This is a genomic window from Natrialba swarupiae, assembly GCF_008245225.1.
GTDB classification, from domain to species: Archaea; Halobacteriota; Halobacteria; order Halobacteriales; family Natrialbaceae; genus Natrarchaeobius; species Natrarchaeobius swarupiae.
On sequence record NZ_VTAW01000076.1, the window covers coordinates 1 to 1,140 of the forward strand.

Consider the following 1,140-nt stretch of genomic DNA (forward strand, 5'->3'; position numbering starts at 1 on the left):
TAATGAGTACGAAAACTTTTGTGAGTTAAGATCGATGAGCAAGTAATGGAACGCTCACGTCGAAAGGAGATTAAGCGTCACCTGACTGAGGAAGAAATCGATGAATTGCTGCGTGAGGCCGAAGACGATCATCACCTCCGTCGGCTTGGGTTTTTGAAAAATCTCTACCAGGGCGACTCAATTCCGGAGGCCGCCGACCGAGAAGGTCGGTCGGCTACCACCGGTGGTCGTTGGGCGGATGCCTGGAACGAGGACGGATTAGAAGGGCTGATGCCGAGTTTCGGAGGCGGCCGGCCTCCGAAACTCGACGAGGATGAACAAGAGGAACTGATCGAGATGCTTCGAGACGGTCAACCGTGGAAATCCCAGGAGATTCAGCATCTTCTCCAGGAAGAATTCGGTGTTTCTTACAGTCCAAATTACCTCGGTACCTTCCTTCGGGAGCTTGGTCTTTCGTACGCGAAACCACGGCCAAAGCGTCCACACCGGCCAGAGAATCCTGATGAAATCCTCGAAGAGCGCGTCGACGACGCGCTCGACGAGGATGATCAGCCACACAACAAACGTGAGCAAGAAGACGAAGAACGGTGGATGGTTGACGACGATATCTGCACTGATGGCGGTACTGTCCTCGGGTTTTTTGATGCGTCGAAGCCACAGCCGTACGATAATTCGCGGCGTGTCTGGTATGTAGACGATCCACACATTGAACCGGAGTTAGTCAAGACACACGATTCTGCAGTTGGATTCTACGCTCTCAACGGGGAGAGTTTGGTGACATTCACCGAAGACGAGAAAAAAGAGCGGATTTGTGGCGTCCTAGAACAGGTACGCGAGCAGAATCCCGGCAAGCGGATTCTGCTCGTCTTGGACAAGCACGGAGCACATAGGTGTAAGTACACGCGTAAGCGCGCGCATCAACTTGGGATCGACCTGATTTTCATTCCATCAGGTTCACCGCACCTAAATCCAATCGAACAAGTCTGGGATTATCTCAAATGGACGATGGCACCGATTGTCGTTGAGAACGAAGACGAGTTCAAAAACCTCGTTCAGGAGACTTTCGAGAAAATAACGCAACGCATCAGCTTCGCAAAGAAGTGGTGTGAGAAGTTCCTTGACTTTCAGAAGTTATCTTAG

1 protein-coding gene is annotated in these 1,140 nt (G+C 51.4%); it reads left to right on the forward strand.

The features are described from left to right. Nucleotides 1–45: 45 nt before the first annotated feature. A complete protein-coding gene (locus tag FYC77_RS19975; RefSeq protein ID WP_149083240.1) occupies nt 46–1,140 on the forward strand; it encodes an IS630 family transposase in 1,095 nt (364 codons plus the stop codon).